Origin of the sequence: Virgisporangium ochraceum (assembly GCF_016863655.1) — a bacterium.
Lineage (GTDB): Bacteria > Actinomycetota > Actinomycetes > Mycobacteriales > Micromonosporaceae > Virgisporangium > Virgisporangium ochraceum.
The window spans coordinates 13,997-38,008 of the sequence record NZ_BOPH01000031.1 but is presented as its reverse complement, the minus strand read 5'-3'; the positions used below and the strand labels follow the sequence as shown (position 1 = coordinate 38,008).

Annotated in this window: 26 protein-coding genes; 7 read left to right on the top strand and 19 right to left on the bottom strand. The window is 71.6% G+C overall.

What is annotated here, in order from left to right:
- The first annotated feature begins 72 nt into the window (after positions 1-72).
- Genes Voc01_RS13310 through Voc01_RS13300 form a run of 3 tightly spaced genes read left to right on the top strand, consistent with a single transcriptional unit; the run spans position 73 to position 2,791 of the window.
- A complete protein-coding gene (locus Voc01_RS13310; RefSeq protein WP_203927686.1) occupies positions 73-654 on the top strand; it encodes an ECF transporter S component in 582 nt (193 codons plus the stop codon).
- Positions 651-2,039 (top strand): ABC transporter ATP-binding protein, encoded by a 1,389-nt coding sequence (locus Voc01_RS13305; protein ID WP_203927685.1) that lies wholly within the window; start codon positions 651-653, stop codon positions 2,037-2,039. The genes Voc01_RS13310 and Voc01_RS13305 overlap by 4 nt, the downstream gene beginning before the upstream one ends.
- Positions 2,036-2,791: an energy-coupling factor transporter transmembrane component T family protein gene (locus tag Voc01_RS13300; RefSeq protein WP_203927684.1), complete on the top strand. Its 756-nt coding sequence runs from the start codon at positions 2,036-2,038 to the stop codon at positions 2,789-2,791. The genes Voc01_RS13305 and Voc01_RS13300 overlap by 4 nt, the downstream gene beginning before the upstream one ends.
- Positions 2,792-3,149: 358 nt before the next feature.
- Here the strand turns inward: Voc01_RS13300 and Voc01_RS13295 are convergent, their stop codons facing one another.
- The 13 genes from Voc01_RS13295 to hrcA form a co-directional block, all read right to left on the bottom strand.
- Positions 3,150-3,938, bottom strand: a complete 789-nt coding sequence (locus Voc01_RS13295; RefSeq protein WP_203927683.1) for an isoprenyl transferase — start codon at positions 3,936-3,938, stop codon at positions 3,150-3,152.
- A gap of 22 nt (positions 3,939-3,960) precedes the next feature.
- Entirely contained in the window at positions 3,961-4,710 is a 750-nt protein-coding gene (gene recO / locus Voc01_RS13290; protein ID WP_203927682.1) for a DNA repair protein RecO, read from the bottom strand.
- 10 nt (positions 4,711-4,720) lie between these two features.
- A complete protein-coding gene (era, locus tag Voc01_RS13285; RefSeq protein ID WP_203927681.1) occupies positions 4,721-5,599 on the bottom strand; it encodes a GTPase Era in 879 nt (292 codons plus the stop codon).
- The gene (locus tag Voc01_RS13280; protein WP_203927680.1) at positions 5,599-5,940 is read right to left on the bottom strand and encodes a cytidine deaminase-like protein; all 342 of its coding nucleotides are present in this window, start codon (positions 5,938-5,940) and stop codon (positions 5,599-5,601) included. Before Voc01_RS13280 ends, era begins: the two co-directional genes overlap by 1 nt.
- On the bottom strand, positions 5,933-7,258 hold the full coding sequence (locus Voc01_RS13275) for a hemolysin family protein (RefSeq protein ID WP_203927679.1): 1,326 nt from the start codon (positions 7,256-7,258) through the stop codon (positions 5,933-5,935). Before Voc01_RS13275 ends, Voc01_RS13280 begins: the two co-directional genes overlap by 8 nt.
- A gap of 13 nt (positions 7,259-7,271) precedes the next feature.
- The gene (ybeY, locus tag Voc01_RS13270; RefSeq protein ID WP_203927678.1) at positions 7,272-7,733 is read right to left on the bottom strand and encodes an rRNA maturation RNase YbeY; all 462 of its coding nucleotides are present in this window, start codon (positions 7,731-7,733) and stop codon (positions 7,272-7,274) included.
- Between the two features lie 19 nt (positions 7,734-7,752).
- A complete protein-coding gene (locus tag Voc01_RS13265) occupies positions 7,753-8,835 on the bottom strand; it encodes a PhoH family protein (RefSeq protein ID WP_203927677.1) in 1,083 nt (360 codons plus the stop codon).
- A gap of 124 nt (positions 8,836-8,959) precedes the next feature.
- Entirely contained in the window at positions 8,960-9,388 is a 429-nt protein-coding gene (locus Voc01_RS13260; RefSeq protein WP_203927676.1) for a hypothetical protein, read from the bottom strand.
- A gap of 51 nt (positions 9,389-9,439) precedes the next feature.
- A complete protein-coding gene (locus tag Voc01_RS13255; RefSeq protein ID WP_203927675.1) occupies positions 9,440-10,789 on the bottom strand; it encodes a serine hydrolase domain-containing protein in 1,350 nt (449 codons plus the stop codon).
- Complete coding sequence (locus tag Voc01_RS13250; RefSeq protein WP_203927674.1) at positions 10,786-11,145, bottom strand: histidine triad nucleotide-binding protein; 360 nt, start codon at positions 11,143-11,145, stop codon at positions 10,786-10,788. Before Voc01_RS13250 ends, Voc01_RS13255 begins: the two co-directional genes overlap by 4 nt.
- 28 nt (positions 11,146-11,173) lie before the next feature.
- The gene (locus Voc01_RS13245; RefSeq protein WP_203927673.1) at positions 11,174-11,893 is read right to left on the bottom strand and encodes a 16S rRNA (uracil(1498)-N(3))-methyltransferase; all 720 of its coding nucleotides are present in this window, start codon (positions 11,891-11,893) and stop codon (positions 11,174-11,176) included.
- 428 nt (positions 11,894-12,321) lie between these two features.
- Entirely contained in the window at positions 12,322-13,437 is a 1,116-nt protein-coding gene (gene dnaJ, locus Voc01_RS13240) for a molecular chaperone DnaJ (RefSeq protein ID WP_203927774.1), read from the bottom strand.
- Between the two features lie 43 nt (positions 13,438-13,480).
- The gene (hrcA, locus tag Voc01_RS13235; protein WP_203927672.1) at positions 13,481-14,500 is read right to left on the bottom strand and encodes a heat-inducible transcriptional repressor HrcA; all 1,020 of its coding nucleotides are present in this window, start codon (positions 14,498-14,500) and stop codon (positions 13,481-13,483) included.
- Positions 14,501-14,694: 194 nt separating this feature from the next.
- Between hrcA and Voc01_RS13230 the strand changes: the two genes are divergently transcribed.
- A complete protein-coding gene (locus tag Voc01_RS13230) occupies positions 14,695-15,597 on the top strand; it encodes a DUF4870 domain-containing protein (RefSeq protein ID WP_239160157.1) in 903 nt (300 codons plus the stop codon).
- A 16-nt stretch (positions 15,598-15,613) separates the two neighbouring features.
- Here the strand turns inward: Voc01_RS13230 and hemW are convergent, their stop codons facing one another.
- On the bottom strand, positions 15,614-16,810 hold the full coding sequence (hemW, locus tag Voc01_RS13225) for a radical SAM family heme chaperone HemW (protein WP_203927671.1): 1,197 nt from the start codon (positions 16,808-16,810) through the stop codon (positions 15,614-15,616).
- A 23-nt stretch (positions 16,811-16,833) separates the two neighbouring features.
- Between hemW and Voc01_RS13220 the strand changes: the two genes are divergently transcribed.
- The 3 genes from Voc01_RS13220 to Voc01_RS13210 all read left to right on the top strand — a co-directional run bounded on the left by Voc01_RS13220 (position 16,834) and on the right by Voc01_RS13210 (position 19,651).
- Positions 16,834-17,703 (top strand): enoyl-CoA hydratase-related protein, encoded by an 870-nt coding sequence (locus Voc01_RS13220; RefSeq protein WP_203927670.1) that lies wholly within the window; start codon positions 16,834-16,836, stop codon positions 17,701-17,703.
- Between the two features lie 62 nt (positions 17,704-17,765).
- On the top strand, positions 17,766-18,614 hold the full coding sequence (locus Voc01_RS13215) for a hypothetical protein (protein WP_203927669.1): 849 nt from the start codon (positions 17,766-17,768) through the stop codon (positions 18,612-18,614).
- Positions 18,615-18,736: 122 nt separating this feature from the next.
- Positions 18,737-19,651, top strand: coding sequence for a phytanoyl-CoA dioxygenase family protein (locus Voc01_RS13210; protein ID WP_239160156.1), 915 nt, complete (start codon positions 18,737-18,739; stop codon positions 19,649-19,651).
- 75 nt (positions 19,652-19,726) lie between these two features.
- Here Voc01_RS13210 and Voc01_RS13205 read toward each other — a convergent pair whose 3' ends face one another.
- The 5 genes from Voc01_RS13205 to Voc01_RS13185 all read right to left on the bottom strand — a co-directional run bounded on the left by Voc01_RS13205 (position 19,727) and on the right by Voc01_RS13185 (position 23,918).
- Positions 19,727-20,011: a GlsB/YeaQ/YmgE family stress response membrane protein gene (locus Voc01_RS13205; RefSeq protein WP_203927668.1), complete on the bottom strand. Its 285-nt coding sequence runs from the start codon at positions 20,009-20,011 to the stop codon at positions 19,727-19,729.
- 68 nt (positions 20,012-20,079) lie between these two features.
- Positions 20,080-20,577: an NUDIX domain-containing protein gene (locus Voc01_RS13200; protein ID WP_203927667.1), complete on the bottom strand. Its 498-nt coding sequence runs from the start codon at positions 20,575-20,577 to the stop codon at positions 20,080-20,082.
- Positions 20,574-22,451, bottom strand: a complete 1,878-nt coding sequence (gene lepA / locus Voc01_RS13195) for a translation elongation factor 4 (protein WP_275423711.1) — start codon at positions 22,449-22,451, stop codon at positions 20,574-20,576. Before lepA ends, Voc01_RS13200 begins: the two co-directional genes overlap by 4 nt.
- A 40-nt stretch (positions 22,452-22,491) precedes the next feature.
- Positions 22,492-23,370, bottom strand: a complete 879-nt coding sequence (locus tag Voc01_RS13190) for a threonine ammonia-lyase (RefSeq protein ID WP_275423713.1) — start codon at positions 23,368-23,370, stop codon at positions 22,492-22,494.
- An 8-nt stretch (positions 23,371-23,378) separates the two neighbouring features.
- Positions 23,379-23,918: a type III secretion system chaperone family protein gene (locus Voc01_RS13185; protein ID WP_203927666.1), complete on the bottom strand. Its 540-nt coding sequence runs from the start codon at positions 23,916-23,918 to the stop codon at positions 23,379-23,381.
- Positions 23,919-24,012: the final 94 nt, after the last annotated feature.

The following is a 24,012-nucleotide window of genomic DNA, read 5'->3' as shown; positions in this document are numbered from 1 at the left end:
CAGCGCCGCGTCCGGACATTCCGGGCGCGGCGTGCGTCTTCTCCTGGTTCATCCGAATCGGGAGGCAGCATCATGACCAACAATCGTTGGAGGACCGTCGACATCGTCGTCGCCTCGGTCATCGCCGTCGCGTTCGGGGTCGTGTTCTGGGCCTGGAACCTGCTCTGGAGCGCCACCGGCACCGCGTTCGCCTTCTATCCCCCGCTGCAGTCGGTGCTGTACGGCGTCTGGCTCATGCCGGCCGTGCTCGGCGGGTTGATCATCCGTAAGCCGGGTGCGGCCATCTACTGCGAACTGGTCGCCTCGACGCTGTCGGCGGTGCTCGGGTCGCAGTGGGGCGGCCTGGTCATCCTGCAGGGCGCGGTGCAGGGCGCCGGTGCCGAACTCGTGTTCGCCGCGTTCCGGTACCACCGGTTCACGCTGCCGGTGGCGGCGCTGGCCGGCCTGGCGGCGGGTGCGTTCGCCGCCGTCTGGGACGTCTTCGCCTACTACGCCACCAACAACCTGGCGACCTTCCAGGTACCGTACGTGGTGATCACGGCACTCAGCGCGGCGGTCATCGCCGGCGTGGGCGGCTGGGCCCTCGCCACGGCGGTGGCGGGCACGGGCGTGCTCGACCGGTTCCCGATCGGCCGGGAGAGAGCAGCGGTGTGACCCACGTCGACCTGCGCGGGTTCGGGTGGCGGCACGCCGGGCGGAAGGCCTGGGCGCTCCGCGACGTCGACCTGCGCATCGACAGCGGCGAGCGGGTGCTGCTGCTCGGTGCCTCCGGCGCCGGCAAGAGCACCCTGCTCTCCGCGCTCGCGGGCCTGCTCGCCGAGGACTCCGGCGAGCAGGCCGGCACCATCCTGGTCGGCGGCGAACCGCCGCAGGCGGCCCGGGCCGGGATGCTGTTCCAGGACCCGCAGACCGCGCTGGTGATGGCCCGGGCCGGCGACGACGTCGCGTTCGGCCTGGAGAACCTCGGCGTGCCGCGGGCCGACATCTGGCCGCGCGTCGACGCGGCGCTCGCCGAGGTCGGCTTCCCCTACGACCGCGACCGCGACACGAACGCCCTCAGCGGCGGCGAGCAGCAGCGGCTGGCGCTGGCCGGGGTGCTGGCGCTGCGGCCGGGCCTGCTGCTGCTCGACGAGCCAACCGCGAACCTCGACCCGGCCGGCGCCGACGTCATCCGCAAGCTCCTGGCCCACCTCGACACCACGATGATCCTGGTGGAGCACCGCGTCGCCGAGGCGCTGCCGCTGGTCGACCGCGTCGTGGTGCTGTCGCCGGCGGGCGTCGTCGCCGACGGCCCGCCGGAGAAGATCTTTCAAGACCACGGGTCCGCGCTGGCCGGGCAGGGTGTGTGGGTGCCGGGTCCGTCGCCCGTCGCGGCAAGAACCGGCGGGACCCGCGGAGCGCCGCTTCTGGCACTACGAGCGGCTGCACACTGCTATCCGGGGTCGACTGTGCCCGTATTCTCGGATCTTGATCTTGAAATCGCGGAGGGTGAGGCGCTCGCGGTGCTCGGCCCGAACGGAGCCGGCAAGACGTCGTTGGCGCTGGTGCTGGGCGGCCTGATGGCGCCGACGGCCGGGACCGTCGCGGCGACCGCGCGCCTCGCCGGTGCCGACGCGGCGACGCCGCCGTGGAAGTGGCGGGCGCGGCACCTGGCGGGGCGGATCGGGTCGGTGTTCCAGAACCCCGAGCACCAGTTCGTGACGTCCCGCGTGGCTGACGAGGTGGCGTTGGGGCCGCGGCGGTTGGGGTTGCCGGTTCCTGTCGGGTTGCTGGAGCGGCTGCGGCTGGCCCATCTGGCCGAGGCGAACCCGTTCACGCTGTCGGGCGGCGAGGCGCGGCGGCTGTCGGTGGCCACGGCGCTGGCGGCGGCGCCGGCGCTGCTCGTGCTCGACGAGCCCACGTTCGGCCAGGACCGGCGCACCTGGGCCGAACTGGTCGACCTGATCGCCGACCTGCGCGACGACGGTCGCGGCATCGTGCTCGTGACCCACGACGACGCCCTGGTGACGGCGGTGGCCGATCGGCGGTTCAGGTTGTGAGGCTGCTGGCACCGATGGCGTCGCCGACGTCGTTCCTGGGCCGGCGCAACCCCGTGGCGAAGCTGCTCGGCGCGTTCGGGCTGGTGTTCGTGCTGGTGGTGGCCGCCGACCCGGTGACCGCCGGTCTGGCGCTCGCCGGGGTGCTCCTGTGCGTGCCGCTGGCCGGGGTGCGCTTCACCGTGCTGGCCCGGCGGCTGGCGCCGCTGCTGCTCGCGGCGGTGGGCGTGTTCGTGGTGACGCTCCTGTTCACCACCCGCCGCGACGAGGCCCTGCTCACGGCGCTGGGCATGGCCCTGCGCCTGCTGGCGATGGCGCTGCCCGGTGTGCTGGCGTTCGCGTCGACCGACCCCACCGACCTGGCCGACTCGCTGGTGCAGCAGGCCCGCGTCCCGGCCCGGTTCGCGATCGGCGCGCTGGCCGCGTGGCGGCTGGCCCCCCTGCTGGCCGCCGACTGGGAGGCCCTGACGCTGGCCCGCCGTGCCCGGGGCATCGACGCCGGCTGGAACCCGGTGGCGCGGGTCCGCCTGTTCGCGGGCACGACGTTCGCCCTCCTGGTGGGCGCCATCCGCCGCGGCACACGGCTGGCCGCGGCGATGGACGCCCGGGGCTTCGCGTCCGGCTCCCCGCGGACGGTCGCCCGGCCACAGGCGTTCGGGGCCCCGGACGTGGCCCTGGTGGCGGCGAGCGTGGGGCTGGGAGCAGCGGCGATCGCGGTCAGCATCTGGCTGGGCACCTTCCGCCCCCTCTTCTAGCCGCTTGCGCCGCCGCCCCGCTTCGGCGATCTTGGACGATCGTGCACCCTCAGGCATGCACAGACGTCCAAGATCGCGCCGGGGTGGGCGCGCGGATCGTCCGCCCGCCCCGCACGCCCCCCTCTCGCGCCGATCTTGCAGTTGTGGCCGCCGATAAATCCGATATGCCGCCTATAACGGGGGCCAGGAGTGCAAGATCGGCGCGCGAGGGGGCGCGGAGCGCGGGGCGGGGCAGGAGCGCGGGGCACGAGCGGGAGCCGGGGCGCGGGCCACAGGAGGGTGTGGGAACGGGGGTGCGGGACGGCGCGGGCCCGGTCGTCGGCGGCGCGGGCGCGGGACGCGTGGGGGCACGCAGGAGTTAGTGGATTTCGGGGGCGACCGGGTTGGGGAGGGCGCCGCCGAACCTGCGGTCGCGTTTGGCGAAGAGTTCGCAGGCGTACCAGAGGTGGCGGCGGTCGAAGTCGGGCCACATGGTGTCCAGGGAGATGAACTCGGCGTAGGCGGCCTGCCAGATCAGGAAGTTCGACAACCGCTGCTCGCCGGACGACCGGAGGACCAGGTCGACGTCGGGCATCTCCGGCACGTACATGTACTTCGCGAGTGTGGCCTCGGACACGCGGTTCGGGTTCAGCCGGCCGGCCGCGGCGTCAGCGGCCAGGCGGGACGCGGCGTCGGCCAGCTCGGCGCGTCCGCCGTAGTTGACGCACATGGTGAGCGTCATCCGGTCGTTGCGGCGCGTCAGGTTCTCGGCCTCCTGCAGCTCGGAGATGACGCTGCGCCACAGCCTCGGGCGGCGGCCCGCCCAGCGGACCCGCACCCCGCGCTCGTGCAGCTCGTCGCGCCGGCGGTGGATCGTGTCGCGGCTGAAGCCCATGAGGAAGCGGACCTCCTCCGGCGAGCGGGTCCAGTTCTCCGTGGAGAACGCGTACGCCGACACCCACTGGACGCCGAGCTCGAGCGCACCCTCGACGATCTCGAACAGGGCGTGCTCCCCCGCGGTGTGACCCGCGGTGCGCGGCAGACCGCGGGACTTCGCCCACCGCCCGTTCCCGTCCATGATCACCGCGACGTGCTTCGGCACCGCCTCAGCCGGAATGGCCGGCGGCTTCGCCCCAGAAGGGTGCGGCGACGGGTCGCGGTACTTCACTGCGCTCTCTCCCTCAAAGCCCTCAAAAAGATCGGTCGACCAGCGGCAGCGAGCGTAGCGCGCGTTCCAGGTGCCATTGCAGATGCGCCGCCACCAGGCCGCTCGCCTCCCGCTGCACCGAGACCAGGCTGGCTTCGGCGCTCACCCAGTCGCCCTCGGCCAGGGCGGACATGAGGTTGAGCGTCGAGGGGGCGGGGTTCGCGGCGCCGGGAGGCCGGCAGTCGGGGCAGACACTACCGCCTGCCGGCACCGAGAACGCACGGTGCGGCCCCGCCGACCCGCACACGGCACACTCGCGCAGCGCCGGCGCCCACCCCGCGTACGACATCGCCCGCAGCAGGTACGCGTCGAGCACCAGCGCGGCCGGCTTCTCGCCGGCGCCCAGCGACCGCAGCGCCCCCAGCGTGAGCTGGAACAGCCGCAGCGACGGCTCGTGCTCCTCCGGCGACAGCCGCTCGGCCGTCTCGGCGATCGCGCTCGCCGCGGTGTAGCGCGGGTAGTCCTCGAGGAAGGCCCGGCCCAGCAGGTCGATGCCCTCCACCTGGTTGACCTGGTGCAGCGTGCGCCCCTCGGCCAGTTGCACGTCGATGTGCCCGAACGGCTCCAACCGGCCACCGAAACGCGACATCGTTCGACGCACGCCCTTGGCGACCGCGCGCACCCGGCCGTGCCGCCGGGTGAGCATCGTGATGATCCGGTCGGACTCGCCCAGCTTCTGCACCCGCAGGACGACGGCGTCGTCGCGGTAGAGCTTGCGCTGGAAGCGGGGCACGAAGGTAAGTCTAGAAACCGAGCTTGCGCAGCTGACGAGGGTCACGCTGCCAGTCTTTGGCCACCCGTACGTGCAGATCGAGGTAGACCCGCCGGCCGAGCAGCTCCTCGATGTGCGCGCGGGCCTGCGTACCGACCGCCTTCAACCGGCTCCCGCGGTGGCCGATGACGATGGCCTTCTGGCTCGGCCGCTCCACGTACACGTCGGCGAAGATGCGCAGGAGCCCCTCTTCCGGGAGCATCTCCTCCACTACCACCGCGATCGAGTGCGGCAGCTCGTCGCGCACGCCCTCCAGCGCCGCCTCCCGCACCATCTCCGCGATCAGCACCTGCTCGGGCTCGTCGGTGATCATGCCGTCGGGATAGAGCTGAGGGGACGCGGGGAGGTGGCTCTTCAGGACGTCGACGAGCCGGTCGAGGTTGTCGCCGGTGACGGCGCCGACCGGCACGATGTCGGCGAACGGGTGCAGGTCCTGCACGGCCAGCAGCCGTTCGGCCAGCTTCTCCCGCGACACAAGATCGGTTTTTGTGACGACGGCCAGCACGGAAGCCTTCAGCTCGGCGACCTCGGCGGCGATGAACCGGTCGCCGCGGCCCACCTCCTCGTCGGCGGGCATGCACAGGCCGATCACGTCGACCTCGCTCCAGGTCTGGCGCACCAGGTCGCCCAGCCGCTCGCCGAGCAGCGTGCGCGGCCGGTGCAGCCCCGGCGTGTCGACGAGGATGACCTGCGCGTCGGGCTGGTGCACGACGCCCCGGATCACGTGCCGGGTGGTCTGCGGACGGTTCGACGTGATCGCGATCTTCTGCCCGACGAGCGCGTTCAGCAGCGTCGACTTGCCGGCGTTCGGGCGCCCGACGAAACAGGCGAACCCAGCTCTGAACTCCATCAGTTGACGATCGTCCCCACCAGCGCACCGTCGGGTGCGGCGAGGTGCACGGGCGCGGTCGCGGCCAGGTCGCGCACCGCGGCCAGGCCGGGGTCGTCGATGGTCGACGCCTCGGTGACCACCGCGGCCGCCTCCAGCCGGGCGGCGCCCGCCGACACCGCGCTCGCCACCGCCAGCTGCAGCGCCGACAGCGTCATTGACGGCAGGGTGACCGCGGCCGCCGCGTACGAGCGGCCGTCGCTGTCACGCACCGCCGCACCCTCGATCGCGTTGATCCGCGCGCGGGCCTGACGGGCGAGCGTCACCAGCTTCGCGTCTTCGGCGGACAGCTGCTCAAGCATCGGCGGGTTGCCTCTCCTGCGCGTCGTTCTCGTACTCACGGTCGGCTGAACCACCAGCGTCCACCCGCTGCACCAGCACCGTGTCGATGCGGTTGCGCCGGCCGGTGGTGCCCTCCGCCAGCAGGCGCAGGCCGCCGATCTCGGCCGCGGCACCCGGAATGGGCACCCGGCCGAGCGCCTGGGCGAGCAGGCCGCCGACGGTCTCGACCTCGCGGTCGTCGAGTTCGACGCCGAACAGCTCGCCGAGATCCTCCACGGGCAGCCGGGCCGTGACCCGCACCGCACCGTCGTCGAGCCGCTCCACCGGTGGACGCTCCGCGACATCGTACTCATCGGCGATCTCGCCGACGATCTCCTCCACGATGTCCTCGATCGTGACCAGCCCCGCCGTGCCGCCGTACTCGTCGACCACCACGGCCATGTGGGTGCGGCCGGCCTGCATCTCGCGGAGCAGGTCGTCGATCGGCTTGGACTCGGGCACGAACGTCGCCGGCCGCATGATGCCGCCCACCGGCTCCTGCGCCGACAGCGGGTCGTCGTTGCTCGTGCGGCGGACCAGGTCCTTGAGGTAGACGATGCCGAGGACGTCGTCGACGTTCTCGCCGATCACCGGGATCCGCGAGAACCCGCTGCGCAACGCCAGCACCAGCGCCTGCCGCAGCGACTTCGTGGCCTCGATCCACACCATCTCGGTGCGCGGCACCATGACCTCGCGGGCGATCGTGTCACCCAGCGCGAACACCGAGTTGATCATTTCGCGTTCGCCGTGCTCGACGACGCCCCGCTGCTCGGCCAGCTCGACGAGCTCGCGCAGCTCCACCGTGGTGGCGAACGGGCCCTGCCGGTAACCCTTGCCGGGCGTCACCGCGTTACCGATCAGGATCAGCAGCGACGCCAGCGGGCCCAGCGCGCGTCCCAACCAGCGCACCAGCGGCGCTGTCACCCGTCCCACCGTGTAGGCGTGCTGACGGCCGAGAGTTCGCGGACCGACACCGACCACGACGAAGCTCACCAGGGTCATCGACCCCGCCGTGATCAGCGCCGCGCTCCACGTGGCGCCGTACTCACCCATCGTGACCAGCGCGACGAGCGTGGTCGCGACCAGCTCGCACGCCAGCCGCAGCAGGAGAAGCAGGTTGATGTGCCGCGGCGCGTCGGCCGCGACCGCCTGCAGGGTCTTCGCCCCGCGGGCGCCTTCCCGGGCCAGCTCGGCCGCCCGCGCCGGCGAGACGGCGGCCAGCGCCGCCTCGGTACTGGCGAACAGCCCGGCGAGCACCACCAACCCGGCCGCCGTGGTGAGCAGGGTCGTCGTCGCCATCGTCGCGTCCTACCTAACGGGTGCTTCGCCAGCTGTCGAGCAGCCGGGCCTGAAGCCCGAACATCTCGCGCTCCTCGTCGGGCTCGGCGTGGTCGTAGCCGAGCAGGTGCAGCGTGCCGTGGACGGTCAGCAGCGCCAACTCGTCGGCCGTGCTGTGCCCCGCCTGGGCGGCCTGCTTCGCGGCCACGTCGGGGCAGAGCACGATGTCGCCGAGCAGCGCCGGCTCGCCACCGTTGGACTCGCCGGGGCCGTGGTCGACGCTGCTCTCCTCCATGGGGAACGCGAGCACGTCGGTGGGGCCGTCGCCGTCCATCCACCGGTGGTTGAGCTCGGCCATGTACTCGGCCTCGACGAGCAGGATCGACAACTCCGCGAGCGGGTTCACACCCATCTCGTCCAACGCGTGGCGGGCGACCGACTGGATGGCGTCGGAGTCGACCTCGACACCGCTCTCGTTGGCGATCTCGATAGACACGGGTTCCTCTTGTATTCGGTTAACGGCGGCGGCCGGAACGCCGGCCCGGCATCGCGTGCACACCCTGCTGCTGCTCCTGGGACTCCTGAGCGGCGTCCCAACGGTCGTACGCGTCGACGATATTGCTCACCAGCCGGTGCCGCACGACGTCGGCACTGCCCAGCGACGCGAAGTGCACGTCTTCCAGCCCGTCGAGGATGTCACGGACCACCCGCAGCCCGCTCCGGGTCCCCCCGGGCAGGTCGACCTGGGTGACGTCACCGGTCACAACGATCTTCGACCCGAACCCGAGCCGGGTGAGGAACATCTTCATCTGTTCGGGCGTGGTGTTCTGCGCCTCGTCGAGAATGATGAACGCGTCGTTCAAAGTCCTACCACGCATATAGGCCAAGGGGGCTACCTCGATGGTGCCGGCCGCGATCAGCTTGGGGATCGACTCGGGGTCGATCATGTCGTGCAGGGCGTCGTAGAGGGGACGCAGGTAGGGGTCGATCTTGTCGTAGAGCGTGCCGGGCAGGAAGCCCAGCCGCTCGCCCGCCTCGACCGCCGGCCGCGTGAGGATGATGCGGTTCACCTGCTTGGCCTGCAGCGACTGCACGGCCTTGGCCATGGCCAGGTACGTCTTGCCGGTACCGGCGGGGCCGATGCCGAACACGATCGTGTGCTGGTCGATCGCGTCGACGTACTTCTTCTGCCCGAGCGTCTTGGGGCGGATGGTGCGCCCGCGGCGGGACAGGATGTTGAGTGTCAGTACCTCGGCCGGCCGTTCGGTGGTGCCCTCTTCGAGCATGCCGACGGTGCGCCGCACGGCGTCAGCGGTCAGTGTCTCGCCCTTCTGGATGAGTTCGAGCAGTTCGGAGAAGATCCGCTCGGCCAGCGCGTTGTCGGCCGGCTGGCCGGTGATCGTGATCTGGTTGCCGCGCACGTGGATGTCGCTGGCGATGGCGCTCTCGACCTGCTTGAGCAGCTCGTCGCGCGCGCCGAGCAACCTGACCATGACGTGCGGGTCGTCGACGGTGATCCTCGTCTGCACGTGCACCGGCGGTACGCCGGGAACGCCGGGTTCGCCGGAGGGGCTGGCGGGGGGCTGCGTCTCGGTCATGGGCGGCCCACGGGGGCCAGATACTCCTGGTTCTGGGGACTGATGACTCCGTCCTATGGTATCTGCCCCGGGCCGCCCCGGCCTGCCGTTATCCTCCGCGTCGGGCAATCGGGGTCTGTACGCCTCACGCGCCGCAGATCCCGGTGAGCGTCTCCTCGGCGACGCCGGTCGACTCGGCCGCGGTCTCCGCCGAGGCGTTGTCGAGGTCCTTGGACAGCGTGGTGAGCGCGTCCTTCAACTTCTGGTCGTTCGCCCTGGCGCCCAGCGCCTCGAACTTGGCCTTGTACTCCTTCGACAGCGGCACGATCTCGCCCAGGATCTGCTCCGACTTCGTCTCGTCGGTGCCGGCCTGCTGCAGCGCCCGGGTGAGGATCTCGGTCGCTTTCTTCTTGTACTCCTCGCCGAGCGCCCTGGCCTCGTCGCACACCTGTTTGGTGTTGTCGGCCGCGGCGGTGCCGCTGGCCGTGGGCGACGTGCCCGCGTCTCCGTCCGATCCTGCGCAGCCCGCGGTGAACGCGACCGTGAGCAGCGCGACCAGCAGCAGTTTTCTCACCTGGACGACCATAACGGCGCACCCTACCCCGCAGAGATTGAAACGGTTGTATCAGCCGGGCTCGCTGGCGACGGTGCCGTCGAACGCCTCCTGACCGCGGGTGAACCGGTACGTCGCCCAGTGCATCCGCACCACCGCGCCGGCGTCGTCGCGCGTGAGCCGCAGCAGTTCGCCGGCCTCCCGGCCGGACTCGGTACGCAGCACGTCGGGCCGGCCGTCGACGGGCACGAACACGGCCGGCGGCAGGCTCGGCGGGTCGCCGACCTCGCGGGCCCGCAGCCGCCCGTCACACCAGAAGAAGACGTACTCGAAGCCCTCGCCCCACCAGCGGCCGAGCGCCGAGCGCAGGTCGGCCGGTGCCGGCTCGCCGGGTCGCCACGGCTCGAGGTCGGCGGGGTCGTCGGCCACCACCGTGGTGAGCAGCGTGTGGGCCAGCTGCATGACCTCGGCCCCGGTGCCGGACGAGCCGAGGCTCGCCACCCCGAGGCCGGGCGGCACCCCGTCGCCGCCGCGCCGGCCGTAGGCCGCGGCGAGGAAGCCGGGCATCGCGCCGCCGTGCCCCACGTGCAGGATCCGGTCGTTGCCGGCCTGCGGAACCACGTTGAGGCCGAGGCCGAACGCGGCGTACCAGCGGCTCTCGTCGGCGACCGCGCGGGGGTACCGCATCTCGTCCACAGTGGACGACGCGAGCACGGCACCGGTCGGGTCCACTGTGGACGGATCGGCCAGGAAACCGGCCCAGCGGGCCATGTCGGCCGCCGTGCTCCACAGCTGGGCGGCCGGGGCCAGGCCGCGGCACTCGAGCACCGGCTCGCGCCGGGCGTGGTCGGAGTACGCGTCGACGAGGTACCCCGGCACCGCCCGCGACGTGGGCTCCAGCGTGGTCGCGGCCAGCCCGAGCGGCTCCAGGACGCGGCCGGCGAGGGCCGCCGCCCACGGCTGGTCGCGCAGCTGCGCGACGAGACGGCCGAGCAGCCCGTAGGCGAGGTTGGAGTAGTGCGTACGGCGGCCCGGTGGCAGCACCCGCTCGGCCCGGTCGAGCGTGGCGAGCAGCTCCTCGTCGTCGGGGGCGCGCAGGGTGTCCCACATGTCGCCGTGCGGTTCGCGTTGCAGGCCGGCGCGGTGCGACAGCAGGCGGGCGATGGTCACGTCGCCGTGCGCGGGCACGTCGAGGTACTTGCCGATCGGCTCGTCGAGGTCGAGCAGGCCGTCGTCGCGGCACTGCAGCACCAGGACGGCGGTGAACGTCTTGGTGATCGAGCCGATGCGGAACCGGGAGTCGGCGTCGCACCCGATCTGAAAGGTCCATAGTGGACGGTCGGCCCGGTGGACGGCCACCGACACGGCGGGGATGCGCCCCTTCCGCTGCGCCAGCCGGACGTGCCGTTCGTACGCCTTCATGAGGCCAGCATGGGCCCGAGGGGTCCGCCACCCAGCACGTGGGCATGCACGTGGAACACCGTCTGCAGCGCGTTCGGGCCGGTGTTGAAGATGACCCGGTACCCGTCGTCGGCCAGGCCCTCGGCCTTCGCGACCGCGCCGGCCGCCGCGAGGATCGCGCCGGCGACGGCCGGGTCGGCCTCACCGATGGCGGCGGCGTTCGGGTGGTGCGCGCGCGGGATCACGAGCACGTGCACCGGCGCCTGCGGCTGGATGTCACGGAAGGCGATCACGCTCTCGTTCCCGTACACGACGGTCGCCGGGATCTCCCCGGCGACGATGCGGCAGAACAGGCAGTCATCGGACACCTCTGGCATGTTACGGGCCACGCCCGCGGAGCGGGCGCTACCAGCGTCCGAGGCGCACCGACAGGGCGGCCACCGCCGCGGCGCCGGCCGTGGAGGTGCGTAGCACGTCGGAGCCGAGGCGTACGGGCAACGCACCGGCGGCGACGAACACGGACAGCTCGTCGGCGTCGATGCCGCCCTCGGGGCCCACCACCACGGCGATCTCCCCTTCGGCCGGCAGGTCCACCGTCGACAGCGGACGGTCGGACTCCTCGTGCAGCACCAGCGCCACCGCCGTGCCGGCCAGCATCCGCGCGGCGTCGGCCGTCTTCACGGGGTCGGCCACGTCGGGCAGCCAGGCGCGGCGGGACTGCTTGGTCGCCTCCCGGGCCGTCGCCCGCCAGCGCTGCAGCGGCCGGTCGTCCTTCCACCGGACGACGGTGCGCGCCGCCTGCCAGGGAACGATCCGGTCGACGCCGACCTCGGTCATCGTCGCCACGGCGAGCTCGGCCCGGTCACCTTTCGCGATGCCCTGCACCACGGCGATCGAAGGCCGCGCGGCGGACCGGTGTGACCGGGCCACGAGCTCGGCGTCCAATACGCCCTTGCGCACGGCCGTGACCACCGCGGACGCCCGCGTTCCGCGACCATCACCCACGACGATGCGTTCGCCGACCCGCAGCCGCTGCACGACGGCGGCGTGGTGGCCCTCGGGGCCGTCGAGACGCAGGACGTCGCCGGGCGGCAACTCGTCGACGAGGAACAGGGGTGGGCTCACCGGCTCATTCTGCAAGGCCGCCCCGAAGGCCGGCGGCCGCCTCCCGCGCGGCTGGCGTCGACCGGCACTTCGACGATCGCGCCGACCACGCTGCCCCGGGAATCAGCTCCCACCGGGCGGCCCCGGGACGACCGGAACCCCGCCGCCTCGACGGGACGGCCAGGCCGCGTCGCAGCCCCGGTTCCCCGCGTCCCAGCCCTGGCCCCCGCGTACGAGCCCAACCCGCCGCCGACCGCGACCGCCCCAGGCACGACGGCCAGCCCCCTCCGCCGCCCTCCGCCGCCCCTCTCCACGCGCCGATCTTGCACTTGTGGCCGCCATCAAAGGCGGACATAGCACGAAATAGTGGCGGCCAGGAGTGCACGATCGGCGCGTGGAGAGGGGCGCGCGAGCGGCGCGGGGGCAGCGGGGCGCGCGGGGCGGGGGGATTAGTGGCCGTTGAAGGCGTCTCGCACCCGGGAGAAGAAGCCGCCGTGCTTGCTCAGCTCGGCCACCTCCTCGCCGCGGGCGCGGGCGAACTCGCGCAGGTGGCGCTCCTCGTCGGCGGAGAGCTTGGTCGGGGTGCGGACGTCGAGGTGCACGAACAGGTCACCCCGGCCGACCCCGCGCAGGTGCTGCACACCCCGCTCGCGGATCCGCAGCGTGGCACCGGGCTGGGTGCCGGCGCGGACCTCGACCGCCTCCTCGCCGTCGAGGGTCTTGATCGTCAGGCGGGTGCCCAGGGCAGCGGCGGTCATCGGGACGGTGACCCGGCAGTGCAGGTCGTCGCCCTTGCGGGAGAACACGTCGTGCGGCTTCTCGGCGATCTCGACGTACAGGTCGCCGGCCGGGCCGCCGCCGGGGCCGACCTCACCCTGCGACGCGAGCCGGATCCGCATCCCGTCTTCGACACCGGCGGGGATCTTGACCGTGAGGCTGCGCCGCGTGCGGACCCGGCCGTCGCCGCCACAGGTGGCGCACGGGTGCGGGATGACCGTGCCGAAGCCCTGGCAGGCGGCGCACGGGCGGGCCGAGATCACCTGGCCGAGGAACGTGCGCTGCACCGCCTGCACCTCGCCGCGGCCGCCGCAGATGTCGCAGGTGGCCGGGTGGGTGCCCGCGGCCGTGCCGGCACCGGAACAGGTGGTGCACAGCACCGCGGTGTCGACGGTGATCGGCGCCTCGACGCCGAACGCGGTCTCGTCGAGCTCGAGCTCCAGCCGCAGGATCGCGTCGGCACCCGGACGGGTACGCGGACGCGGGCCGCGCGCCTGCGACGTGCCGAAGAACGCGTCCATGATGTTCTGGAAGTCGACGAACGGGCTGCCGGCCGCACCGGCACCGGCGCTGGACATCGGGTCGCCGCCGAGGTCGAACATCTCCCGCTTACGCGGGTCGGAGAGGACCTCGTAGGCCGCGTTGACCTCCTTGAACCGCTCCTGCGCGCCCGGGTCGGGGTTCACGTCGGGGTGCAGTTCGCGGGCGAGCCTGCGGTAGGCCCGCTTGATGTCGTCAGGACCGGCGTCCCGGTTCACGCCGAGGATCCCGTAGTAGTCCTTCGCCACGCCCGCCCTATCGCTCGTGCCGCTCATCCCAGAAGCTCTCGTCTCAACTCTGCGCCAGCAGGTCGCCGACGTACCGGGCAACCGCCCGCACCGTGGCGATCGTGCCCGGATAGTCCATGCGGGTCGGGCCGAGGACGCCCATCCCTCCGACGACGGTAACGCCCGGACCGTAGCCGGTGGTGACGACCGACGTGCTGTGCAGGTCTTCGATCTCGTTCTCGTCGCCGATGAGGACCCGCGTCGCCGGCTCCATCTCACCGAACAACTTCAACAGGATGACCTGTTCCTCGAGCGCCTCCAGAATCGGGCGGAGGGTGCCCTGGAAGTCGTACATCGTGCCGCGGGCCAGGTTGGACGTGCCGGCCAGCGCCACCCGCTCCTCGGTGCGCTCGACAAGCGTCTCCAGCAGCACCGACGACAGCGCGGCCATCGGCGCCCGCAGGCTCTGGGGCACCTCGTCGGCCAGCGCCTCGACCAGCGGCGGCGTGTCGATGAGCCGCTTGCCGCCCAGCTTGTCGTTGATCAGGCGGCGCAGCTCGGTGACGTCGTCGGCGGGGGTGGGACCGGGAAGGTCGACCAGCCGCTGCTCGACCCGGCCCGTGTCGGCGATCATCACCAGGATGATGCGGGTGGTCGACACCGGCACCAGTTCGAGGTGACGCACGCTCGACCGGCTCAGGCTCGGGTACTGCACCACCGCCACCTGCCGGGTGAGCTGGGCGAGCAGCCGCACCGACCGGTGCACCACGTCGTCGAGGTCGACGGCGCCGACCAGGAACTGCTCGATCGCCCGCCGCTCGGCGGGAGACAGCGGCTTGACCCGCGACAGCTTGTCGACGAACAGCCGGTAGCCCCGGTTGGTGGGTACCCGCCCGGCGCTCGTGTGCGGCTGGTGGATGTAGCCCTCGTCCTCCAGCGCGGCCATGTCGTTACGGACCGTCGCCGGCGACACCCCCAGGTGGTGCCGCTCGACGAGGGCCTTGCTGCCGACCGGCTCCTGGGTGGCGACGTAGTCCTGGACGATCGCTCGCAGCACGTCGAGCTTCCGTTCGTCGAGGGCCATGGTCACCACCTCACAACCGACTCAGCCGGCCCGCGTAGCGGCCGGCTGGCACTCGTCATCAACGAGTGCCAGTCTACGACGCGGCGCGGCCGAGCGCGATGCCCGCCTCGGGGGCGATCACCAGGGATAGTTCAGGGCACGATCAGCCGTGTGTCGGTGGCGCCGGCTGGTACGGCGGTCCTACCGTGGCGAACATGACGGAACCACCTCGCCCGAGCGGAGATCCGAACCCGGATCCCTCCGCACCCAGCAACCCCTACACGATGCCGGGCGAGACTCCCGGCTCGGGCTACAGCCCGCCGCCCTCGGCCCCGAGCAGCGGCCCCGGCGGTGGGTACAGCATGCCGGGCGGGAGCGACTACCAGCCGCCGGCGCCGTCGAGCGGCGCCGGCTACGCCCCGCCGCCGAGCGGCGCCGGCTACTCCACCCCGTCGACGCCGTCGAGCGGCGCGGGCTACGCGCCACCGTCGAGCGGCGCCGGCTATGCCCCGCCGTCGAGCGGCGCCGGCTACACGCCACCGGGCCAGTCGAGCGGCGCCGGCTACACGCCACCCGGCCAGACCAGCGGCGCCGGCTACGCGCCCCCGTCCAGCGGCGCGGGTCACACCTACCCCTCGGAGCAGCAGGCGTACCAGCAGCCCTCCGGCCAGAACTACGGCGGGGCGTACGGCGCGGCGGCCGGTGGCTACGGCGTGCAGCCCGGCTACCCGCAGCAGGGCGGATACGGCACCCCGCCGCCCGGCTACCCAACCGCCGACGACAAGACCTACGCGCTCATCGCGCACTGGGGCGGCGCGGCCGGCGTCTTCGTCGGCGGCGGCTTCCTCGGCTGGGTCGGCCCGCTGATCGCCTACGTGGCCAAGGGCAACGTCTCGCCGACCGTGCGGGCGCACGCGATCTCGGCGCTGAACTTCCACATCACCTGGGCGATCGCCTACGCGCTGAGCTTCGTGGTGGCGATCATCACCTGCGGCTTCCTGTTCTTCGTGCCGCTGATCGTCTGGCTGGTCCCGATGGTCTTCGGCATCATCGGTGGCGTCAAGGCCACCAACGGCGAGTTCTACCGCTACCCGATGTCGATCCAGTTCATTAAGTAGGCAGGGCATCAAGTAGTCACGCCAGCAGGATCGTCCGCACGGCCGCGTCCGCGAGGAGGCGGCCGTGCAGCGTCAGTACGGCGGTTCCGGCCGCGAACGCGTCACCGTTGAGAAGACCATCGGTGACCAGCGTGCGCGCGGCCCCGACCCCGGCGGGCGTGAGCCGCTCCAGCGGCAGGCCCTCGGCCAGGCGCAGCCGGAGCATGATCTCCTCCGTGGCGGTCTCCTCGGGGTCGAGGACCTCCCGGCCGGCCGCCGGCCACTCCCCCCGCGCCAGCGCCGCCGTGTAGGCCGCCGGATGCTTGACGTTCCACCACCGGGTGCCGCCCACGTGGCTGTGCGCGCCCGGTCCGAGCCCCCACCAGTCGGCGCCGCGCCAGTAGAGCAGGTTGTGCCGGCAGCGGGCGTCGTCGCCGGTGGCCCAGTTGGACACCTCGTACCAGTGGAAGCCGGCGGCGGTGAGGGCCGCCTCGGCCGCCAGGTACCGGTCGGCGGCCACGTCGTCGTCGGGGAAGGGCAGGTCGCCGCGCCGGATGCGGGCCGCCAGCCGGGTGCCGTCCTCGACGATCAACGCGTACGCGCTCACGTGGTCCACTCCGGCCGCCACCACGGCGTCGAGGGAAGCCGCGAAGTCCTCGGGCCGCTCTCCGGGGGTCCCGTAGATGAGGTCGAGGTTGACGTGGCCGAAACCCGCCGCGCGGGCCTCGCCCGCGGCGGCGGCCGCGCGGCCCGCCGTGTGCCGGCGGTCGAGGACCTTGAGGACGTGCGCGGCCGCCGACTGCATGCCCAGGGAGATCCGGGTGAAGCCGGCGGCGCGCAGGTCCCGGAGCGACGCGGGCGTGACCGACTCGGGGTTGGCCTCGGTGGTGATCTCGGCGTCGCCGCTGAGGCCCCACACCTTGTCGATGCCGTCGAGGATGCGGCCCAAATCCCGCGGCGGCAGCAGGGTCGGCGTGCCGCCACCGACGAACACCGTGTCGACCTGCGCGGGGGTGACCAGGTCGGCGGCCCTGCCCAGCTCGGCGAGGACGGCGTCGACGTAGCCTTCGCGGATCACGCCCTCGTCGGGGGTGTAGGTGTTGAAGTCGCAGTACCCGCAGCGGCTGGCGCAGAACGGGACGTGCGCGTAGACGCCGAACCGTCCGCTCGGACGTTGGGCTGCGACCGGCCCGGTTGCCGGCACCGGATCGCCAGTGGGGAGTGGGCCGGGCATGCCGTCCACGCTACCTTTCTGCGATGATCCGGCATTCAGTCGCGGGTGGCATCGCCACGATCACGCTCGACAGCCCTTCGAACCGGAACGCGCTGTCCCGACAGCTCATCACCGACCTGCTGGCGGCGCTGGGGGTCGCGGCCGCCGACGAGGGCACGCGGGTGATCGTGCTCACGCACACCGGTCCCGCGTTCTGCGCCGGCGCCGATCTCAAGGAGACCGTTGCGGGCTTCTCCTCCGGTCAGGCCCCGGGGCCGGCGTCGCCTGGACTGAGGAGCGCAGGGAGCGCAGCGACTGGAGCGACGAGGGAAGGCGACGCCCCAGAGGACCCGGGGCCCGCGCCCGCAGAGGCGGGCGCATCAAGCAGAGTGCCGGCCGGTCGGATGGGTGAGGTGCTGGCGGCGCTGTGGGAGTCCCCGAAGCCCGTGATCGCCCGCGTCGGCGGCGCCGCGCGGGCGGGCGGCCTCGGCATCGTCGCGGCCGCCGACATCGCGGTGTGCGCCGACGACGTGACGTTCGCGTTCACCGAGGTGCGCATCGGGGTGATCCCCGCGGTGATCTCCGCGACGGTGCTGCCCCGCCTCGCCCCGCGCGCGGCCGCCGAGTTGTTCCTCACCGGCGACACGTTCGACGCGCGTCGCGCCGTCGAGATCGGCCTGGTCACGGCGGCGGTGCCCGCGTCGTCGCTCGACGAACGGGTGGACGCGTATGCGCAGGCTCTGCTGCGCGGCGCCCCCGCCGCGCTGGCGGGGACGAAGGAACTGCTGCAGTCGTCGGTGCGGGAGCGGCTGGCTTCCCTGACCGACCTGTCGGTGCGGTACTTCACCTCCGACGAGGGCAGGGAAGGGATCTCCGCCCTGCTGGAGAAGCGTTCGCCGCGCTGGGTTCCCTAGATCGGGCCAACTGCCAGCGCATCTTCACAGGTTTCCCACACAGCGGACGTACTCTGTTCGCCATGCGGAAATGGGCGGCGCTCGCGGGCTTCATGGCCTTTGTCGTGCTGGCCGGGCTCGGCGTCGTCGCCGTGGTCCGGATGCTCGACAACGTGCCGAAGCTCCTGCCGTCCGGGTACCCGTGCAAGGTCGGCGTGCCGGCCGGCACCGAGGTCGAGCTCGAGGCCGGTCAGCTGGCCAATGCCGCCACGATCGCCGCGGTAGGCATCCGGCGTGGGATTCCGCGCCAGGGCATCGTGGTCGCGCTCGCCACCGCGTGGCAGGAGTCGAAGCTGGAGAACCTCACCGGCGGCGACCGCGACTCGATCGGCCTGTTCCAGCAGCGTCCCAGCCAGGGCTGGGGCAAGGCGGAGGAGATCGCCGACCCGCGGTACGCGTCGGCCCGGTTCTACAACGCGCTGGTGCGGGTCAAGGGCTGGCAGGACATGCGGGTCACCGACGCCGCGCAGGCGGTGCAGCGCAGCGCCTACCCGGAGGCGTACGAGAAGTGGGCCGACGAGTCCCTCGTGCTGGCCACCGCGTTGGCCGGCGAGGCCGGCGGCTCGGTCGGCTGCACCGTCGACGGCAAGCCGGAGTCGCGCGGGGTGGCCGCCGCCGAGGCGCTCGTGCAGGGGCTGCGCCTCGACTGGGGCGACAAGACCGGCACGCTCGACGCCGCCGGTGTCTCGGTGACCGTCAGGAACGAGCAGGCCGGCTGGCAGTACGCGCACTGGCTGGTCGCGCACGCCACCGACCGGGGGGTCAGGCGGGTCACGTTCGGTGGCCGGCAGTGGGACGCCGAGTCCGGCTCCTGGGCGTCCGGTGACGGCACCGCCACCGGCACGGTCGTGGTCGCCGAGGTCCACTCCTGACGGTCCCACCGTTGCTTTGCGTTACGAGATGTGAGGCTTCCCGCGGTCAGGTTGCCCCGTGGTGCCCAGGGGTTACTATCGGGCGTTCTTTGTCCCACCGAGCCGCAACAAGGGGTGGAAACGTGTCGGCACCGTTCGACTACGGCGGATTGACCGGCTACGAGCCGATCAGCGACGCCGACCGGAAGGAGTTTCTCGAGCAGGGCTTCCTCCAGGTACGCAACGTGCTCACCGAGGAGCACCGGGCCGCACTCGTTGCCGCGGTCGACCGCGTGTACGAGGAAGAGAAGGTCGCCGGCAACGTCAAGGAGAAGACCGGCGTCCTGCACCTGCTCGGGTTCCTGAACCGGGACGAGCTGTTCGGCCAGCTCCTCACCCACCCGACCGTGTTCCCGTACATGTGGGGCCTGGCCGGCTGGAACATCTACACGCACCACAACCACCTCGACGTCACGCCGCCGACGCCCGAGGAGGAGCCCCCGTCGTGGGGCTGGCACCAGGACGGGTACCGCCAGAACTCCGACCCGGAGACGATGGACCCGAACCTCCCGCGCCCGATGTTCTCGTTGAAGGTCGCGTACGTTCTGTCGGACCTGTCCGAGACCGGTCGCGGTGCCACGAAGGTCATCCCGGGCAGCCACCTGTGGAACTCGCTTCCCCGGCCGGCCGACACCACGGTCCACAACCCCGACCCGGAGGGCACGGTCGAGATCACGGCCAACCCGGGTGACTGCTTCATCTTCGACCGGCGTCTGTGGCACTCGCGCTCGCCCAACTACAGCGACGTGACCCGCAAGATGCTGTTCGTCGGCTACACCTACCGGTGGATCCGCCACCTCGACGACATGCCGATCGACTACAACGGCGAGTGGTGGCAGAACCGCACGCCGGTGCAGCGCCAGATCTGCGGCGAGGCCACCAGCAGCGCCAACTACTGGGGCATCAACTGGAACGGCTACGTCGACGACGAGATCCCGCTGCGCAAGGAACTGAAGACCCGCGGTCTGCTCGACCGCTCGGTCCCCTGGCTCCGCTAGCACCTCTTCCACACGACACGGAGCGGCCCCGAGGCTCACGCCTCGGGGCCGCTCCGTGTGTTGGTTACGTGCTGGTCAGTACGTGCGGCGGGTGCGACCGCGACCGGCGTAGCCGGCGACCAGGGCCACACCGACGGCGGCCAGGGCGACCTGGACCAGCAGTTCGAGCCAGTCGATGCCGCTGGTGGCGGTGGCGATTCCGAGGGCGCGGGCCAGCACGGTGCCCAGCAGGGCGGCGACGACACCGATGACCATGGTCAACCAGATCGGAATGCTCTGCCGACCTGGTACCACGAGCCGACCGAGCGCGCCGATGATCAGACCCACGATCAGCGCAGTGATAATGCCAGTGACAGTCACGGTCGAGTTCCTCTCCCGATCCGGGGGTATTGGCTTGTTGCTAGAGGGATGCCCCGGGATATCGGAAGTCAAACACCACCAATGAGATTTCGGGCCACCTCATCGAGTGCAGATTGCATGGTTTCAAAGGCCATTGGCGGGGTAGAACCTATCTCCGCCCATGTGTATCCGGCCAGCTCGGTGGGGTCGACGCGGAGGTCTCCGGCCACGATGCGGGCCAGCCAGAAGCAATCGAGAACGGGCAATGTCTCGTTTTGGTATTCGTAGTCTCCGATATACATGCCCACGAATCCGGTGAGCGCCACGTCGACACCTAGTTCCTCGCGCGCCTCACGTACGGCGGCATCGGCGGGGGTTTCCCAGCCATCGCAGAATCCGCCCGGCAGGGCCCACATTCCCGACCGGGGCTCGTGCGCGCGCAGAATGACGAGCACGCGCGTGCCGTCCATGATGATCGTCAACCCGGTGGGCCTCGGGTTGACGAACAGGGCGTACCCGCACGAGACGCAGGAGACGGGCGGCAGGCCGGGCAGCGCCGCCGCGCAGGCGGGGCAGAACCGGATCACTTCTTCGCGGACGCCTTGCCGTCGGTGCCGTCGGAGGTCGACAGGGCGGCGATGAACGCCTCCTGCGGCACCTCGACGCGGCCGACCATCTTCATCCGCTTCTTGCCTTCCTTCTGCTTCTCGATCAGCTTGCGCTTCCGCGTGATGTCGCCGCCGTAGCACTTGGCGAGCACGTCCTTGCGGATGGCGCGGATCGTCTCGCGGGCGATCACCCGGCTGCCGATCGCCGCCTGGATCGGGACCTCGAACTGCTGCCGCGGGATCAGCCCGCGCAGCTTCGCCGCGATCGTGACGCCGTAGTTGTACGCCTTGTCCTTGTGCACGATCGCGCTGAACGCGTCGACAGGCTCGCCGTGCAGCAGGATGTCGACCTTCACCAGGTCGCTCTCCTGCTCGCCGGAGGGCTCGTAGTCCAGGGACGCGTAGCCCTTGGTACGGCTCTTGAGCTGGTCGAAGAAGTCGTAGATGATCTCGGCCAGCGGCAGCGTGTAGCGCAGCTCGACGCGGTCGGCACTCAGGTAGTCCATGCCGAGCAGCTGGCCGCGGCGGCCCTGGCAGAGCTCCATCACCGCGCCGACGTAGTCGTTGGGCGTGAGCACGGTGGCCCGCACTGTGGGCTCGTACACCGAGCCGATCTTGCCGGCCGGGTACTCGCTCGGGTTGGTGACGATGTGCTCGGCGCCGTCTTCCATGTCGACCCGGTAGACCACGTTCGGAGCGGTGGAGATGAGATCGAGGGCGAACTCGCGCTCGAGCCGCTCGCGGATGATCTCCAGGTGGAGCAGGCCGAGGAAGCCGCACCGGAAGCCGAAGCCGAGCGCGGTGCTGGTCTCCGGCTCGTAGTTGAGGGCGGCGTCGTTGAGCTTGAGCTTGTCGAGGGCGTCGCGAAGGATCGGGTAGTCGGACCCGTCGATCGGATACAGCCCGGAGTAGACCATCGGCTTCGGGTCCTTGTACCCGCCGAGCGCCTCGGTGGCGGGCTTGCCGTTCAGGGTGACCGTGTCGCCGACGCGCGACTGGCGCACGTCTTTCACGCCGGTGATCAGGTAGCCGACCTCGCCGACACCCAGGCCACCGGACTTGATCGGCTCCGGCGAGATCACGCCGATCTCGAGCAGCTCGTGGACCGCACCGGTGGACATCATCTTGATCCGGTCGCGCGGGTCGAGCCGGCCGTCGATGACCCGGATGTAGGTGACCACACCCCGGTACACGTCGTACACCGAGTCGAAGATCATCGCGCGGGTGGGTGCCGCGGCGTCGCCGACCGGCGGCTTGAACTGGCGCACGATCTCGTCGAGCAGGTGGGGCACCCCGTCGCCCGTCTTGCCGGAGACGCGCAGGCAGTCGGACGGCTCACAGCCGATCAGGTGCGCCAGTTCCTCGGCGTACTTGTCCGGCTGGGCGGCCGGCAGGTCGATCTTGTTCAGCACCGGGATGATAGTCATGTCGTTTTCCATCGCCAGGTACAGGTTGGCCAGCGTCTGCGCCTCGATGCCCTGCGCCGCGTCGACCAGCAGCACCGCGCCCTCGCAGGCGGCGAGGCTGCGCGAGACCTCGTAGGTGAAGTCGACGTGACCGGGCGTGTCGATCATGTTCAGGACGAACGGGTCGCCGGCCAGATCGCCCTCGCGCACCTGCCACGGCATCCGCACGGCCTGGCTCTTGATCGTGATGCCGCGCTCACGCTCGATGTCCATGCGGTCGAGGTACTGCGCGCGCATTTGCCGGGCGTCGACCACCTCGGTGAGCTGCAGCATCCGGTCGGCCAGCGTCGACTTTCCGTGGTCGATGTGGGCGATGATGCAGAAGTTGCGGATGCGCTCCGGCGAGGTCGCGCCGGGGTGGCTGCCGGGGTCGAGCATCGGTGGCACAGACGAGGTCCATTCTTTGGTGACGCGGGAGGGCCAGCCTCTATCGTCCCATGCTCGCCGCGTCAGCCAGCGTCGCGTTGCCGCCGCAGACGATCACGCAGACCACGGCGTCGGTCGGCAGGGTCGCCGCGATGACCTCCGCGGCCGCCACCGCGCAGCCCGCGGCCGGTTCCGCCCACACCCGCGCCTCCTCGATCAGCCACCTCGTCGCGGCGAAGGAGTCCTCGTCGGAGACGGTGACCACCCCGGCGAGACGGCCCACCACCTGCTCGAGGATCAGCGGCGACACCTCGGGCACGCCGAGCGTGGAGATCCGCGTCGTGACCGGCACCGGCGTCGGTCGACCCGCGGCCAGCGCGGCCGACAGGCAGTCGGCACCGTCGGGCTCCGCGGCCCAGACCCGCAGGTCGACCGCGCGGCAGACCCCTGCCAGCAGCGCTCCCCCACCCACGGAGACGACGAGGTCGGTCACCGAGGGAACGTCTTCCACGATCTCGGGGGCGAGCGTGCCGTAGCCGGTGGCGATCGTGAGGTCGGAGACGTCGTCGAGCAGCACCGCGCCGGTCGACACCGCCAGTTCGTCGGCGCGCTTGAACGCCTGCTCGACCGTGTCGGTGACCTCGGTGCGCGCGCCCGCCGACCGGATGTACCCCACCGACGCCGCCGGCGCCGAGGCCGGCAGGACGATCGTGGCGGCGACACCCGTCTCACCGGCGAGGTCGGCCACGGCGCGGCCGAAGTTGCCGCCGCTCACCGCCAGCACGCCCCGCGCCCGCTCCCCGACGGACAGGAGGGCGAACCGCGCCGCCACCCCGCGCCGCTTGAACGTACCCCCGCGCTGCAGGTTCTCCAGCTTCAGGAACACCTGCCGGCCCAGCCGGCCGGACAGCGCCGGACTCTCGACCGTCGGCGTCCGGATGATCCCGGTTACAGCAGACCCCCGTCGTCGTGCAGCCAGTCGACGAAGCCGGTGGCCACCGCGGCCGCGCAGTCGACCATCTCGTTGAGCAGCGCGTCGTGCACGCCGGCACCGAGCGGCACCTGCATCTCGGCATAGATCGGAAGCTGGTTGCGGTCGGTGGGGTCACCGACGTAGGCCTTGCAGAACCGCCGCGTGTGGTTCCACTCGTTGACCACGCGGTACGCCCGGTCGCCCCAGTCGGGCGGCACCGTGGCGTGCGGACGGACCCGCATCACCAGGATCTCGTCGGTCGGCCCTTCCAGCGTGAACAGCACGGCGTGCCGCTCCCAGAGCGCCAGCAGGCTGCCCGACACGTCGGTGAGGTACCGGATGTCGACCGCGTCCAATGCCTCCGACAACCGGTCGAGCGTGACCGGACGGACCGCTCCGTCGGACCCGGCAAGGGCTCCATCGGACGGATTTCCCACAACCGTCGCGACCGCTGACGGCGACTCGCTACCCGGCGACGTGTCGGCTTGGCCGGCACGCCAGGACCACCATGGCATAGCCCGCGCTCCCTGCTTCCGCGCTTCTCCCCAGGGGCCCACACATATCGGTGAGTATTCATATAAGTACCGCGTGTTGGACCCGAGGCACGAC